10 protein-coding genes are annotated in these 14,803 nt (G+C 70.1%); 4 read left to right on the forward strand and 6 right to left on the reverse strand.

What is annotated here, in order from left to right:
- Positions 1-150 precede the first annotated feature (150 nt).
- The 4 genes from ASC99_RS08155 to ASC99_RS08170 all read left to right on the forward strand — a co-directional run bounded on the left by ASC99_RS08155 (position 151) and on the right by ASC99_RS08170 (position 6,044).
- Positions 151-867, forward strand: a complete 717-nt coding sequence (locus ASC99_RS08155; RefSeq protein ID WP_057229902.1) for a response regulator transcription factor — start codon at positions 151-153, stop codon at positions 865-867.
- A 297-nt stretch (positions 868-1,164) separates the two neighbouring features.
- Entirely contained in the window at positions 1,165-2,415 is a 1,251-nt protein-coding gene (locus tag ASC99_RS08160) for a ribonuclease D (RefSeq protein ID WP_057229904.1), read from the forward strand.
- Between the two features lie 282 nt (positions 2,416-2,697).
- On the forward strand, positions 2,698-3,915 hold the full coding sequence (locus ASC99_RS08165) for an acetyl-CoA C-acyltransferase (protein WP_057229906.1): 1,218 nt from the start codon (positions 2,698-2,700) through the stop codon (positions 3,913-3,915).
- Between the two features lie 2 nt (positions 3,916-3,917).
- Positions 3,918-6,044: a 3-hydroxyacyl-CoA dehydrogenase NAD-binding domain-containing protein gene (locus ASC99_RS08170; protein ID WP_057229908.1), complete on the forward strand. Its 2,127-nt coding sequence runs from the start codon at positions 3,918-3,920 to the stop codon at positions 6,042-6,044.
- An 82-nt stretch (positions 6,045-6,126) separates the two neighbouring features.
- Here ASC99_RS08170 and ASC99_RS08175 read toward each other — a convergent pair whose 3' ends face one another.
- From ASC99_RS08175 to ASC99_RS08200, 6 genes are all read right to left on the reverse strand, one after another.
- Entirely contained in the window at positions 6,127-7,644 is a 1,518-nt protein-coding gene (locus ASC99_RS08175) for a glycosyltransferase family 39 protein (protein ID WP_157531436.1), read from the reverse strand.
- 178 nt (positions 7,645-7,822) lie between these two features.
- On the reverse strand, positions 7,823-9,715 hold the full coding sequence (gene dxs / locus ASC99_RS08180; RefSeq protein WP_057229910.1) for a 1-deoxy-D-xylulose-5-phosphate synthase: 1,893 nt from the start codon (positions 9,713-9,715) through the stop codon (positions 7,823-7,825).
- Positions 9,716-9,945: 230 nt separating this feature from the next.
- Positions 9,946-11,202, reverse strand: coding sequence for a sugar ABC transporter permease (locus ASC99_RS08185; protein ID WP_057229912.1), 1,257 nt, complete (start codon positions 11,200-11,202; stop codon positions 9,946-9,948).
- The gene (locus ASC99_RS08190) at positions 11,199-11,987 is read right to left on the reverse strand and encodes an ATP-binding cassette domain-containing protein (protein WP_057229996.1); all 789 of its coding nucleotides are present in this window, start codon (positions 11,985-11,987) and stop codon (positions 11,199-11,201) included. Before ASC99_RS08190 ends, ASC99_RS08185 begins: the two co-directional genes overlap by 4 nt.
- A 159-nt stretch (positions 11,988-12,146) precedes the next feature.
- Positions 12,147-13,241 (reverse strand): sugar ABC transporter substrate-binding protein, encoded by a 1,095-nt coding sequence (locus ASC99_RS08195; protein WP_057229914.1) that lies wholly within the window; start codon positions 13,239-13,241, stop codon positions 12,147-12,149.
- Positions 13,242-13,438: 197 nt separating this feature from the next.
- Positions 13,439-14,626 (reverse strand): ROK family transcriptional regulator, encoded by a 1,188-nt coding sequence (locus ASC99_RS08200; protein ID WP_057229999.1) that lies wholly within the window; start codon positions 14,624-14,626, stop codon positions 13,439-13,441.
- Positions 14,627-14,803 lie beyond the last annotated feature (177 nt).

The raw sequence follows: 14,803 nt of genomic DNA on the forward strand, positions 1-14,803 counted from the left end.
GCGATTTGTCCGTATTGTTACTCACCAGATCGTGATCTTTCGCTAAAGCCGGGCACTGATGATGCCGAAGGTGTCTGTGACCCTTTCCAAACGCGGAACGCTCCGACCGCCCCCATCGGGGTTCCGTCCGCCACTCCCCCAGGAGGCACGGTGTCGGTCCTTCTCGAACACCCCGCAAGCGTGGTCGCCTACCGTCCGACGAAGCCCACCGCCATGGTGGTCATCGCTGATCCCCGCGTCCGAAACACCGTCACCCGGCACCTCTGGGCGCTCGGTGTCCGGGACGTCATCGAGGTCTCCTCCATCGCCGAGGCCCGCCCCCGGGTCTCGACCCCGCGTGACATCTGCGTCGCCGACGTCCACCTCCCGGACGGCTCCGGCCTGACCATCCTGGCCGAGACCAGGGCCGCAGGCTGGCCCAACGGCCTGGCCCTCTCGGCCGCCGACGACATCGGCGCCGTGCGCAGCGCGCTCGCCGGTGGCGTCAAGGGCTACGTCGTCACCGGTACCCGGACCAACGTGGCCATGCCCGGCCGCCCCGGGCTGCCGATCGGCGCCGGTGGCCTGGCCGGCCGGATGCGGCGTCCCGGCATGCCGGGGATGCCCGGTGCGGCCGGAGCTCCGGGCGCGCCCGGTGCCCCCGGGGCGCCCGGAGTCCAGCCGACCACCTACCGGGAGCTCTCCGGCCGCGAGGTCGAGGTGCTCCGGCTGGTCGCCGAAGGCCAGTCCAACAAGGCGATCGGCGTCGCCATGGGCCTCTCCGCGCTCACCGTGAAGAGCCACCTGGCCCGGATCGCCCGCAAGCTGGGCACCGGCGACCGGGCCGGCATGGTGGCGGTGGCGCTGCGCACCGGCATCATCCACTGAGCCCTGGTCAGCCGACACTCCGTCAGCCGACCCACGGCCCGGAAGCATCGCAGGTGGTGGCCCGGAGGAACGTTTCCTCCGGGCCCCTGCCTTTTGGCACGCGGCCAAGCGTCTACGGTCCAGGGCAGGTCACTGCAAAAGTGCCTGACCATCTACGTACGGATCACCTTTTCCGAGGTCGGCGTCACAGTTCCCCGAGCTCCTGGTGGTGCAACCTTGTGCCCTGGCATATGTCCGGAAGCGGGCTGACCAGTCCGCGGACCTTCCGGTGTGCGGGTACCGTCGTACCCTTGGTGGGTGACCGACGCCGTAGCCATCCCAGAAGAGACAGCCCCGGTCCCGCTCCTCGAACCGAGGGAGGGGCTCCCGCCCGTCGTGGTGGACGAGATCGCGCTGGCCGCGACCATCGCCGCCTTCGCGGCGGGCAGCGGCCCGGTTGCTGTCGACGCCGAGCGGGCCTCCGGCTACCGCTACGGCCAGCGTGCCTATCTCATCCAGCTCCGCCGGGCCGGTGCCGGCACCGCGCTGATCGACCCGATCGCCTGCCCCGACCTCTCCGGTCTCGGTGACGCACTGGCCGACACCGAGTGGGTGGTGCACGCCGCGTCCCAGGACCTGCCCTGCCTGGCCGAGGTGGGCATGAAGCCCCGGGTGCTGTTCGACACCGAGCTGGCCGGGCGGATCGCGGGCTTCCCCCGGGTCGGCCTGGGCCCGATGACCGAGAACGTGCTCGGCCTCTCGCTCGCCAAGGAGCACTCGGCGGTGGACTGGTCCACCCGCCCGCTGCCCGAGCCGTGGCTGCGCTACGCCGCCCTGGACGTCGAGGTGCTGGTCGAGCTGCGCGACGCACTCGAACAGGAGCTGGACGCCCAGGGCAAGCTCGACTGGGCGAAGGAGGAGTTCGCGTCGATCGTCGCGGCCCCCAAGCCCGCTCCCCGGACCGACCCGTGGCGCCGTACCTCCCAGCTGCACAAGGTCCGCCGCCGCCGCCAGCTGGCCGCGGTCCGCGAGCTCTGGCTGGCCCGCGACCGGATCGCCCGCGAGCGGGACGTCTCGCCCGGGCGGGTGCTCTCCGACGTGGCGATCGTGAACGCCGCGCTGGCGATGCCGCTGAACACCCCCGCGCTGCAGGCCGTCCAGGGCTTCGGCCCCCGGGTGAACCGCCGTCAGCTCGACCAGTGGATGGCCGCGTTGCAGATCGCCCGGGAGATCCCCGAGGCCGAGCTGCCGCCGTCCACCGCGCCGCACGAGGGTCCGCCGCCGCCGCGCGCCTGGGCCGAGAAGGACCCGATCGCCGCGGCCCGGCTCTCCGGGGCGCGGGCGGCGGTCTCCGAGCTCGCCGAGCAGCACAGCCTGCCGGCCGAGAACCTGATCACCCCGGACCTGGTCCGCCGGGTCTCCTGGGAGCCGCCGGTCGCGCCTGACGCCGCGTCTGTCGGCGCAGCGCTGCGGAAGCTCGGCGCTCGCCAGTGGCAGGTCGACCTGGTCGGGCCGGTGATCGCGGAGGCGTTCGTGAACGCACGGGTGCCGGTGGCTCCGCCGGAGTAAGCAGGACGCTTACCGAAGGGCAGCACGTGCAAGTGGCTCACCGAGTCCGACTTGCGGGTGCTGCCCTTCCGTTTTCGCGCCCCGCAGCGGAGCCGCAAGTGTTACAGCCCCGCGCCCCTGTTGGTGTCACCGCACACGCGGTGAGGTGGTGACAGGGGACACATGGGGTGGCGGCTATGGGCAAGGTAGTTACCGGCGGGTAGCATGGCGGTTGAAGCAGAGCCGCTCCGTCATGGGACGTGGTCTGCCACCCAACGTCATGTCCCCTGGGAGGAGAGCCCCGTGCCTCGTACCTCGAGGGATGTCGTCTTCGTTGACGGCGTCCGTACCCCGTTCGGCAAGGCCGGCCCGAAGGGCATCTACCACGAGACCCGCGCCGACGACCTGGTCGTCAAGTGCATCCGTGAGCTGGTGCGCCGTAACCCGAGCCTGCCGACCGACCGGATCGACGAGGTCGCCATCGCGGCCACGACCCAGATCGGCGACCAGGGCCTGACCATCGGCCGGACCGCCGCTCTGCTGGCCGGTCTGCCGAAGTCCGTCCCCGGTTACTCCATCGACCGGATGTGTGCCGGTGCGCTGACCGCCGTCACCGCGACCGCGGGCGGCATCGCCTTCGGCGCGTACGACATCGTGGTCGCCGGTGGCGTCGAGCACATGGGCCGGCACCCGATGGGCGAGGGCGTGGACCCGAACCCGCGCTTCGTCTCGGAGAAGCTGGTCGACGAGTCCGCCCTGTTCATGGGGATGACCGCGGAGAACCTGCACGACCGGTTCCCGCACATCACCAAGGAGCGTTGCGACGCGTACGCGGTCCGCTCGCAGGAGAAGGCCGCCAAGGCGTACGCCAACGGCGACATCCAGCCGGACCTGGTGCCGATCACGATCCGCAACACCAACCCCGAGGCCGGCGAGACCGGCTGGGGCCTGGCCACCACGGACGAGCCGATGCGCCCGGGCACCAGCATGGAGTCGCTGGCCGGTCTGAAGACCCCGTTCCGCCCGCACGGCAACATCACCGCGGGCAACTCGGCCGGTCTGAACGACGGTGCGACCGCCTCGCTGCTCGCGGCCGAGGACGTCGCCGAGGAGCTCGGTCTCCCGGTCAAGATGCGCCTGGTGAGCTACGCCTTCGCGGGCGTCGAGCCCGAGGTGATGGGCATCGGCCCCGTCCCGGCGACCGAGAAGGCGCTGGCCAAGGCCGGTCTGACGATCGACGACATCCAGGCCTTCGAGGTCAACGAGGCGTTCGCCGTCCAGGTGATCGCGTTCCTCGACCACTACGGCATCGCCGACGACGACCCGCGCGTGAACCCGTACGGTGGCGCGATCGCCTTCGGCCACCCGCTGGCCTCCTCGGGCGTGCGCCTGATGAACCAGCTGGCCCGCAGCTTCGAGCAGCGCACCGACGTCCGCTACGGCCTGACCACCATGTGTGTCGGCTTCGGCATGGGCGCCACCGTCATCTGGGAGAACCCGCACTTCGAGGGTGGTAAGTGAAGATGAGCACCACTGAGCTGCTGAAGCGCGCCGCCGAGCTGTTCCCCGGCGAGGTCGTCACCACCGCGCACGTACGTCACCTGGACCTGCCGCTCGGCGCGGGCCGGCTGGCGCTGATCACCCTGGACAACGGCTTCGACCACACCAAGCCGACCACCTTCGGCCCGGGTTCGCTGGCCAAGTTGTCCGAGGCGCTGGACCAGGTCGAGGCCGAGGCCGCCGCCGGTGACATCGTCGCCGTGGCGATCACCGGCAAGCCGTTCATCTTCGCGGTCGGCGCCGACCTCAAGGGTGTCGAGGTGCTCAAGGAGCACAGCGACGCGCTGGCCATCGGCAAGGGCGGCCACGATGTCTTCAAGCGGATCGCCGCGCTGCCCGTCCCGAGCTTCGCCTTCTACAACGGCGCGGCGATGGGCGGCGGCGTCGAGGTCGGCCTGCACGCGAGCTACCGCACCGTCAGCTCCGGTGTCCCGGCGTTCTCGCTGCCCGAGGTCTTCCTCGGTCTGGTCCCCGGCTGGGGCGGCTGCACCATCCTGCCGAACCTGATCGGCCCCTCGAAGGCGATCAAGGTCATCATCGAGAACTCGATGAGCCAGAACAAGCAGCTCAAGGGCCAGGACGTCTTCGAGCTCGGCATCGCGGACGCGATCTTCGAGCCGGCCGACTTCCTGGAGCAGTCGATCCTGTGGGCCGCCAAGGTGCTCACCGGCGCGACCGTGGTCGAGCGCGAGGAGATCGACCGGGGCAAGGCCTGGGACGACGCCGTCGCCTGGGGCCGCCTGATCGCCGACTCCAAGGTGCACGGGGCCGCTCCGGCCGCGTACAAGGCGCTGGACATCATCCAGCAGGTCAAGGACCAGGACCTGCAGGCGGGCTTCGACGCCGAGGATGTCGCGCTGGCCGACCTCATCATGAGCGGCGAGCTGCGCGCGGGCCTGTACGCCTTCAACCTGGTGCAGCGTCGCGCCAAGCGTCCGTTCGGTGCGCCGGACAAGTCGCTGGCCCGTCCGGTCACCAAGGTCGGTGTCGTGGGTGCCGGTCTGATGGCCTCTCAGCTGGCGCTGCTGTTCGCCCGCCGCCTCCAGGTGCCGGTGGTCCTCACCGACATCGACCAGGAGCGGGTCGACAAGGGTGTCGGCTACGTGCACGCCGAGATCGACAAGCTGCTGGCCAAGGGCCGGGTCAACCCGGACAACGCCAACCGCCTCAAGGGCCTGGTCACCGGTTCGCTGGACAAGGCCGCGGCCTTCGGCGACGCCGACTTCGTGATCGAGGCGGTGTTCGAGGAGATGGGCGTCAAGCAGACCGTCTTCGCGGACCTGGAGGCCGTGGTCTCGCCGACCTGTGTGCTGGCGACCAACACCTCCTCCCTCTCGGTCACCGAGATGGCCTCGAAGCTGCAGCACCCCGAGCGGGTCGTCGGCTTCCACTTCTTCAACCCGGTCGCCATCCTGCCGCTGCTGGAGATCGTCCGCGGCGAGCAGACCGACGACGCCTCGCTGGCCACCGCCTTCGGCGTGGCCAAGAAGCTCAAGAAGACCGCCGTGCTGGTCAAGGACGCCCCGGCGTTCGTGGTCAACCGGATCCTGACCCGCTTCATGGGCGAGATCCAGGCGATCATCGACGAGGGCACCCCGATCGAGACGGTCGAGAAGGGCGTGCTCCCGCTCGGCCTGCCGATGTCCCCGATCGTGCTCCTCGAGCTGGTCGGCCCGGCCATCGCGCAGCACGTCTCGGAGACCCTCAACCGGGCCTTCCCGGAGCGCTTCGGTGTCTCCGAGAACCTCGGCAAGGTGGTCAAGGCCGGCAAGCGCGGCTTCTACATCTGGGTGGACGGCCAGCAGGTCCTCGACCCCGAGGTGCTGGCGCTGCTGACCTTCGGCGACACCGTGCTGACCGAGCAGCAGGTCCTGGACCGCTCGCTCGACGCGGTGGCCCAGGAGATCGGCCTGATGCTGGACGAGGGTGTCGTGGGCGAGGCCCAGGACATCGACCTCTGCATGATCACCGGTGCGGGCTGGCCCTTCCACCTCGGCGGGATCACCCCGTACCTGGACCGGTCGGGCGTCTCGGAGCGAGTGAACGGCAAGAAGTTCCTCGCCCCCGGCCTGGCCTCCGTCCCGGAGTAGTCGGACCGTCGGTACGAAGGCCGGTGGCCCGGACCCCCACAAGGGGTCCGGGCCACCGGCCTTTCGGCGTCCTGACGGGACGTTACTTCTTGAGGCGGTAGATCACCGTGTCCGCGTTCACCGCGACCACCTCGTAGCGGGTCTCCAGCAGGCTCTCTATCCGGGGGATGTGCACCGGCTGGTACGGGGCCAGGCCCGAGTCGTCCACCACGATCTCCGGGAAGCCCTTGTCGGCCAGCTCCTGGTCGAAGGTCTGCCAGGCGTTCGCCATGCTGAACTGCTCGCCGACGTCCTTGCCGTCCTTGCCGCCGCTGAAGTTGGTCAGGAAGCCGGCGGTCAGATAGCGGGTGACGGGGCGTCGGTCGGACAGCCAGTACAGCTCCGGGTGCATGCCCCAGACCAGCACGGTGTCCTTGGCCGTGGTCTGCTCGGCGATCGTGCTGGCCACCTCGCTGGAGTGGTCGAGCCGCTGGCCCGGCCAGAACACCGCCAGGCCCCAGAACGCGGTCGCCGCGACCGTGCTGTACACCAGCACCGGACGCCAGCGGATCGACGAGGTGGTCACCGCGCCGACCCCGAGCAGCACCAGCGGGGGCATCAGCTGGAGGTAGTAGTGGCCGAAGAAGTGGAAGCCGGTGCTGACCGCCACCACCGAGGAGAGCAGCCAGACCCAGAGGTCGGAGGAGGCGCCGTGCTCCTCGCCCCGGACGGTCGGCAGCGCGCCGTGACGGAGCCTCAGCCAGAGCCGGTGGCCCAGCGGGGCCAGGAAGCCCAGGCAGGCGGCCAGCAGGATCGCCGAGTTGCCCAGCGCCCGGCCGGACATCTGCAGCCAGGCGCCGCCCATCGAGGCGTAGTCGCCGCTGCCGGTGACCACCCAGAACAGGAAGCCCTTGGGCTTGGTGAGGATCACCGCGACCAGCGCTATCGGCAGCGCGAAGCCGAAGCAGACCTTGAACAGCGCGGGCTGCCAGCGCACCCCGCGCAGCCGGAGGTCCTGGAACAGCATCCAGAGCACCGGCAGCATCACCGCGCCGCCGGTCTGCTTGGTCAGTGAACAGAGCGCCACCGCGATCCCGGCGGCCAGCCAGCGGCGGCGCTCGGCGTAGCGGAAGGCGGCCACCATCGCGGGCAGCATGAAGACCTCGAAGGTCGCCGCCTGGGTGTCCTCGGGGGACAGCCCGATCGAGACCAGCAGGTAGAGCCCGCCGGCTACCGCGCCCGCCCGGTTGCCCCAGCGGCCGCGGGCGATGGACGCCAGCAGGATCGCGGTGGCCAGGTGGGCGACGATCGCCAGGGTGCGCAGCGGCCAGAGCGAGGTGGAGCCGAACAGCGCGAAACACGCCTCGTACAGCCAGGGCAGCAGCGGGGGCTTGCGGTCCACCACGGTGTCGTACAGCACGCCGCCGTCGGCCAGCATCCGCGCCTGGGTGGCCAGATAGCCCTCGTCGGGGCTCCACACCGGGCGGAGGAACGACGGGAGGTGGGTGACGGTGGCGAGGACTGCCAGCACCGGCACGACTCTGGTCCAGTACCCCGTCCGGACGCGCTCGGGCAGCCGCCCGGTCAGGGCGGCGAGTGGTCGTGAGACGGCGTTGGGCACGTTGACAACCTACCGGGCGGGGCCGTGGGCCAACGCCCGGGTCCGGCCATTCGATGTGACGATCGGACAGAAGTGTGACGGGCCGTCGGCTACGGGCGCGAGCGGTTTGTTACCGGGAAACCGTCAGGGGCGCGGAGCCGCAGTTCACGGCCCCGCGCCCCTGGGTGGACCAGGTGTCTCAGACCCGGGCTGCGGCCGTACGGGCCACCAGCTTGGCGACCTTCTCGGCGATGGCCGGGGCGGTGAGGCCGATCTCGTTCAGGATCTGCTCCCGGGTGGCGTGGTCCAGGAACTCCTGGGGGATGCCGAAGTCCCGCAGCGGCAGGTCCACCCCGGCGTCCCGCAGGGCCTGGGCGATCGTCGAACCGACGCCGCCCGCGCGGCCGTTGTCCTCGACCGTGACGACCACCCGGTGCTCGGCGGCCAGGCCGGGCAGGGCCGGGTCGACCGGCTTGACCCAGCGCGGGTCGACCACGGTGGAGGTGATGCCCTGGGCGGCCAGCAGGTCGGCCACCTCCAGGCACATCGGGGCCATCGCGCCGACCGAGACGATCAGCACCTCGCCCTCACCCTCGGGTGCGGCGCGCAGCACGTCCATGCCACCGATCCGGCCGACCGCCGGGACGGCGGGACCGACGGTGCCCTTGGAGTACCGGACCACGGTCGGGGCGTCGTCCACCTCGACCGCCTCGCGCAGCTGGGCGCGGAGCTGGTCGGCGTCACGCGGAGCGGCCAGCCGCAGGCCGGGGACGACCTGCAGGATCGACATGTCCCACATGCCGTTGTGCGACGCACCGTCAGTCCCGGTGACGCCCGCGCGGTCGAGCACGAAGGTGACGCCGAGCCTGTGCAGCGCGACGTCCATCAGGACCTGGTCGAAGGCCCGGTTCAGGAAGGTCGCGTAGACCGCGAAGACCGGGTGCAGGCCGTTGGTGGCCAGGCCGGCCGCGCTGGTGACGGCGTGCTGCTCGGCGATGCCGACGTCGAAGGTCCGCTCCGGGAAGGCCTTGGCGAACGGGGCCAGGCCGACCGGGTGCAGCATCGCGGCGGTGATGCCGACGATGTCCTTGCGCTCCCGGCCGAGGGCGACCATCTCCTCGGCGAAGACCGAGGTCCAGTCCTTGCTCGACGAGGTCTTGATCGGCAGGCCGGTCTCCGGGTGGATCACGCCGACCGCGTGGAAGCGGTCCTCGTCGTTGTTCTCGGCGGCGTGGTAGCCGCGGCCCTTCTCGGTCAGGCAGTGCACGATCACCGGGCCGCCGAAGCCGCGCGCCTTGGTGAGGGCGGACTCCAGCGCGGTCAGGTCGTGGCCGTCGATCGGGCCGATGTACTTCAGGCCGAGGTCCTCGAACATGCCCTGCGGGGCGATGAAGTCCTTGAGGCCCTTCTTGGCGCCGTGCAGCGTCTCGAACAGCTGCTGGCCGACCACGGGGGTGCGCTGCAGCGCCTCCTTGCCCCAGGACAGGAAGCGCTCGTAGCCCTGGGTGGTGCGCAGGGTGGCGAGGTGGTTGGCCAGGCCGCCGATGGTGGGCGAGTAGGAACGCTCGTTGTCGTTCACCACGATCACCAGCGGGCGGTCCTTGGCGTCGGCGATGTTGTTCAGCGCCTCCCAGGCCATCCCGCCGGTCAACGCGCCGTCGCCGATCACCGCGACCACCGGGCGGTCGTGGTGGCCCTGCAGCTGGTTGGCCTTGGCCAGGCCGTCCGCGTAGCCGAGCACGGTGGAGGCGTGCGAGTTCTCGATCACGTCGTGCTCGGACTCGGCGCGGGACGGGTAGCCGGACAGGCCGCCCTTCATCCGCAGCCGGGAGAAGTCCTGACGGCCCGTGAGCAGCTTGTGCACGTAGCTCTGGTGGCCGGTGTCGAAGAGGATCCGGTCGCGCGGCGAGTCGAAGACCCGGTGCAGCGCGATGGTCAGCTCGACCACGCCCAGGTTCGGGCCCAGGTGGCCGCCCGTCTTGGAGACCTCCTCGACCAGGAAGGTGCGGATCTCCTCGGCCAGCTCGGCCAGCTGCGCCGGGGTGAGCCGGTCGAGATCGCGCGGTCCCCGAATGCGGGTCAGCAGCGCCACCCGTTCCTCCTCGTTCAAGTTTCTCGGGCCGCGGACGGCCTGGCGGGCCTCGCTGCCCCTGGTGTCGAGCCGCCCCGGCCGTCGGTCGGTCGGGCTCGACTGCCCGAGTCTAATGTCCGCCTGCCGGACAGCGCGCAGCGCGCCTGGGGTTGACCGGTGTTGACCGACATGACGAGGCTCGGCACCCGATTGATTGGTTCGGGTGCCGAGCCTCACATGGACCAAAGAGGTCAACCTCGGCCGGAGGACTTCTGGGTCCGGCGGGAGACCGAGTCGAGCACCACGGCGGCGAGCAGCACCGCGCCGGTGATCATGTACTGGATCGACTGGTTGACGTGCACCAGGTCGAGGCCGGTGATGATCGACTGGATCACCAGGATGCCGAGCAGCGCCGACCAGGTCTTGCCCCGGCCGCCGAACAGGCTGGTGCCGCCGATGACGGCTGCGGCGATCGAGTTCATCAGCACGTTGCCGCTGCCGAGCGCCTTGTCGGCGGAACCCTGCTGGCTCATGATGAACAGCCCGCCGAGCGCGGCCATGCCGGCCGAGATCATGAAGACCGAGATCCGCACCCAGGCCACGTTGATACCGGCCCGGCGGGCCGCCTCGATGCCACCGCCGACGGCGAAGATCTGCCGGCCGTAGGAGGTCCGACGGAGCACGAAGTCGGTGATCACCACGATGCCGAGGAAGATCACCAGCGGCAGCGGCAGGCCCTGGCTCTGGTTCAGGGTGTACGCGGCGGCGATCGCGATCAGGCCGATCACGCCGGTGCGCAGGGCGATCTCGCTGACCGGGCGGGCGGGCAGCCCGGCGGCCGTACGGCGGCGGCGGTCCAGCAGCTGGCCGGCCAGGAAGAGGCCGACGCCGGCCAGCGCGAAGATCCAGGTGGCGGCGATGTCGCCCTCACCGATGAAGTAGTGGTCGAGGTCGGCGATCACGCCGTTGTTGAGCACGTTGGCGGTGCCCTTGTCCCCGAGCACGAACTGCTGCAGACCGCTCCAGGCCAGCAGACCGGCCAGCGTGACCACGAAGGCCGGCACGCCGATCTTGGCGAAGAAGAAGCCGTGCAGGGCGCCCATCGCGACACCGGCGGCCAGCGCGATCAGGATCGACAGCCACTCGTTCACGCCGGAGCGGGCCGACAGCACACCGGCGATGGCCGCCGAGACACCGGCGATCGAGCCGAGCGAGAGGTCGATCTCACCGAGCAGCAGGACGAACACGATGCCGACCGCGATCAGGCCGGGGCCCGCGATCCAGAGCGTGATGTTGGTGAGGTTGTCGGCGTTCAGGAAGTCGCCGGTCAGGCCCTGGAAGATGGCCGCGATCAGGACCAGGCCGAGCACGACCGGGACGGAGCCCAGTTCGCCGGTCTTCATCTTCCGCTTGAACTCGCCGAGGTAGCCGGCGAAGCCCTCCTCACGGATCATCAGGCGGGGGTCGATCGCGGGCGCGGGCGCCTCGGTGGTCTGGCTGGTGCTCACTTCGCTTCCTCCGCGATGCGTGCCTGACGCCGGGTCACGGCGTTCTCGGTGGCTCCGGTGATGGCGGAGATGATCTCTTCGTGGGTGGTACCTGCCACCGGGAAGGACCCGTTGTTGCGGCCCAGGCGGAGCACCGCGACGGTGTCCGCGACGGCCTTGACGTCCGCCATGTTGTGGCTGATCAGGATGACCCCGAGGCCCCGCTCGCGGAGCCGCTCGACCAGGTCGAGGACCTGGGCGGTCTGCTCCACGCCGAGCGCGGCGGTGGGCTCGTCCAGGATGACGATCTTCGGGTCGCCGACCAGGGCGCGGGCGATCGCGACCACCTGGCGCTGGCCGCCGGAGAGCGCTGCGATCGGGATCCGGACGCTGGGGATGCGGATCGACAGGGTGTCGAGCAGCTCCTTGGCGCGCTTCTCCATCCCGACCTCGTCGAGCGTGCCGAACTTCTTCAGCTCGCGGCCGAGGAAGAGGTTGCCGACCACGTCGAGGTTGTCGCAGAGCGCGAGGTCCTGGTAGACCGTCGCGACGCCCAGGCCCTGGGCGTCCTGCGGGCGGTTGATCCGGACCTCACGGCCCTCCCACTCGATCACACCCTCGTCGATCGGGTGGACGCCGGCGATGGTCTTCACCAGCGTCGACTTGCCGGCGCCGTTGTCGCCGACCAGCGCGACCACCTCTCCGGCGTGGACCTCCAAGTGGACATCGGTGAGCGCCTGGACGGCACCGAATCGCTTGGAGACTCCGCGCAACGCCAGTACGGGTGCGCCTGTCACGTGAACCATCTCCTTCATTCCGTGCCACCGCTCCTGACGAGGGGTGAGACGGCCTGCCGCGCGCCGACCCGGGGCGCGAAGGGTAGTGCGAGAACGATGAGGGGGCGGCGGTGTGTGAACACGCCGCGGGGGCCGACGCTCCGTCAGGAGCGCCGGCCCGTGCCGGGACTACTTCAGGCCGGCCGCGGTGCAGGCGGCGGCGTAGTCGGCGGTGCAGATGTCGGCGGCCTTGTAGAGGCCGTCGGCGATCACGGTGTCCTGGATGTTCGCCTTGGTGACGACCTTCGGGGACAGCAGCTTGGCCGGGATGCCCTTGTCGGTCGGGCTGTCCACGGTCGCCGAGGCGACGGACTTGATGTCCTTGCCCTGGAGCAGGTTGACCGCGAGCTCGGCGGCCGAGTCGGCGAGCGGCTTGTACGCCTTGTAGATGGTGTAAGCCTGGTCGCCCGCGACGATCCGCTGGATGGCGTCCACGCCGGCGTCCTGGCCACCGACCGGGACGTTGATCCCCTGGGCCTTCAGCTGGGTGATGATCGCGGCGGCCATGCCGTCGTTGGCGGAGTAGACGGCCTGGAAGCCGTCCTTGCCCAGGCTGGTGATCGCGGTGCCGATCTTCTGGCCGGCCACGGTGGGCTTCCACTCACCGGAGGCCTCGTAGACGATCTTCTTGACCTTGCCCTCGAGGGCCTTCTTCGCGCCGGACTTGAAGTACGCGGCGTTCGGGTCGGCCTCGTCACCGTTGATCATCACGACGTTGGCGTCGGCGGCCTTGGCACCCAGCGCGGTGACCAGCGCCTCGCCCTGGAGCTCGCCGACCTTCTCGTTGTCGAACGAGACGTAGGCGGAGACCGGGCCGGTGGCCAGGCGGTCGTACGCGACGACCTTGACACCCTTGGCCGCCGCCTCCTTGACCCAGGACGCGGTCGAGGTCGCGTCGAAGGCGTCCAGGATGATCACCTTGACGCCCTGCGCGATCAGGGTGTCGAACTGCTGCTTCTGCTTCGACGCCGAGCCCTCGGCGTTGCTGTACTTGACGTTGCAGTCAGGGCACAGCGCCTTGACCTTCGCCTCGATGAACGGCTTGTCGAAGGACTCGTACCGGGTGGACGAAGCGTTCTCCGGGAGCAGCAGGCCGATCGACTTGGTGTCACCGGACGCGGCGCTGTCCTTCTTGTCGTCACCGGCCTTGCCACAGGCGGCCATCGAGATGGCCATGGTGACCGCGGCGGTACCGATGACTGCGCGTCGCATCATTGCGTTCATGGTGGGGGTGCCTCCCTGACGGAGCCGCAACATTGCGGCGAGGTGAGGTGGAGTCAACCCCTGGGGCTCGCTTGTCGTCAATAAGTAAAACCAGCCTAACGCCGATCCGAACCCTTTCGTTATCTTCCTGAAGGCGAAGCCGAGACCAAACGGCCTCGGCTTCACCTTTTTCGGACGCTGGAGAGCGATTTCCGGTGTCAGGCACCGACCACTGAGGTCTGCCGGATTGCGCCGGATTCACCCATCTCGCTCATCACCAGGGCAAGCGCCCCGAGGACCTCGGCCCGGCTACCCAGCGTGCCCGGAACGACCGACAGCTGCCGGGCCGCGGACGGGATGGCGTACCGCGCCACCGAGTCCCGGATCGGGGAAAGTACCAGCTCACCGGCCTCGGCGAGGTCTCCACCGAGGATCACCCGACGGGGGTTGAGCAGGTTGCACAGGGTGGCCACCCCGCTGCCGATCTGGCGGCCGGCGTCCGCGATCACCCGGCGGCAGCCCAGGTCACCCTGCTGGGCCAGCTGCACCACCTTGGTCAGGGTGAGCTCTCCTGGGTGGTTGGCGTTCAAGAGATTGAGCAGGTAGCGGGAGCCGACGAAGGTCTCCAGGCAGCCCCGGTTGCCGCAGCGGCAGACCGGACCGGCCTCGTCCAGCGTGATGTGGCCGATCTCGCCCGCCGTGCCGCCGGGGCCGCGGTAGATCTGACCGTTTATCACCAGACCGGCGCCGACGCCGCTGGCCACCTTGATGTACGCCAGGTCGCTCAGCCCCCGGCCCGCGCCCCAGACCAGCTCGCCGAGCGCGCCGAGGTTGGCGTCGTTGTCGACGTGCACGGCCATGCCCAGGCGCTGCGCGAGCTCCCGTCCCGGTGCGATGCCCGTCCAGCCCGGCAGGATCGCGGTGGAGCCGAGCGCGCCGGTCTCCTGGTCGATCGGGCCCGGCACGCCGAGGCCGACCCCGACCACCTTGTCCGCCTTGAACCCGGCCTGCGCCAGCAGTCGCTCGACCAGCGCCTCGGCGCGGTCGAAGCCCTGCTGGGCCGAGACGTCCACGTCGATCGGCTCACTCTCCTCGGCGAGCACCCGGTGTGCCAGGTTGCCCACCGCCACCCGCAGGTGGGTGTGGCCGAAGTCGATCCCGACCACGATCCCGGCGTCCCCGCTGAGCGAGACCGAGCGCGCCCGGCGGCCACCTGACGAGGTGTCGGCCACCACGACGGTGCCGGCCTCCCGCAGCTCCCGGACGATGTTGGACACCGTGGCCGCTGAGAGTCCGGTGGACCGGGCGATCTCCGCCTGGGTCAGCGAGCCCGCCATCCGGACCGCCCGCAGCACCCGTTCGAGATTGGCCCGGTGCAGAGAGGACTGCGATCCCGGTGTGTCCATCGACATGATTCACCCTTCCTGGGCACGGGAACTCGTCCGTCCCCGCGCCGGCCGCGCCGTTGCGGCGGTGTGCCACATGCTCACCTTCAACTTCTGAACTCTATGGTCGGCACCCCGTTCGCGCTCGCGTCAAGGGCGAAACCGGTGCCGAACGGAGATCGAATGCGAATCGTTGCC

Source organism: Kitasatospora sp. Root107 (assembly GCF_001424875.1).
Lineage (GTDB): Bacteria > Actinomycetota > Actinomycetes > Streptomycetales > Streptomycetaceae > Kitasatospora.